Annotated in this window: 1 protein-coding gene; it reads right to left on the bottom strand. The window is 49.4% G+C overall.

Annotated elements, in window-relative coordinates; all coding sequences use genetic code 11:
- A partial coding sequence (locus tag NE664_13440; GenBank protein MCQ4727636.1) for an HAD family hydrolase occupies positions 1 to 473 on the bottom strand: 473 nt, incomplete at its 3' end.
- Between the last annotated feature and the right edge of the window lie 19 nt (positions 474 to 492).

Below are 492 nucleotides of genomic sequence, written 5' to 3'. Positions count from 1 at the left end.
AACCCGTCTTCTGTGGGACAGTTGATATCCAGATGGGTCGCAAGAAATTCAGCTCCGTTTCTGACATAGGTACATGCCCGCTCCAGTTTGTCATAGGTAAGCGTCAGATCGAATCCAATCACCACCACGTCCGCCATCTCCTGTGTCAGACGGATTTTAGCCTCGCGGAAGCTCTCCTCCAGCGCCGGTGTTCCAACCAGATATACGGACCGCCCCGCATAACAGGTCTTTAAGTACCGGATCATCACATCCCCGGAGGTCATGATCTGCTCCCGGCCGATCTCACAATTCATTCTCTTCAGTTTTTCCAGATAGACTTTGGGCGACCGGGAAGAATTGTTTGTAAAAAATAAGTATTTACGCCCGCTTTCCTCTACCGTCTTTAAGAAGTCCAGCGCTCCATCCAGAATCCGGTCTCCCAGGTAAAATGTCCCATCCATATCGAGGACAAATAATTCTGCTTTTTCAAGCAGTTCCGTTCTCTGTTCCTTC

It is taken from the genome of Anaerotignum faecicola (genome assembly GCA_024460105.1).
GTDB lineage: Bacteria > Bacillota > Clostridia > Lachnospirales > Anaerotignaceae > JANFXS01.
The sequence above is the reverse complement of the archived record's forward strand: the minus strand, read 5'-3'. Positions and strand labels throughout refer to the sequence as shown.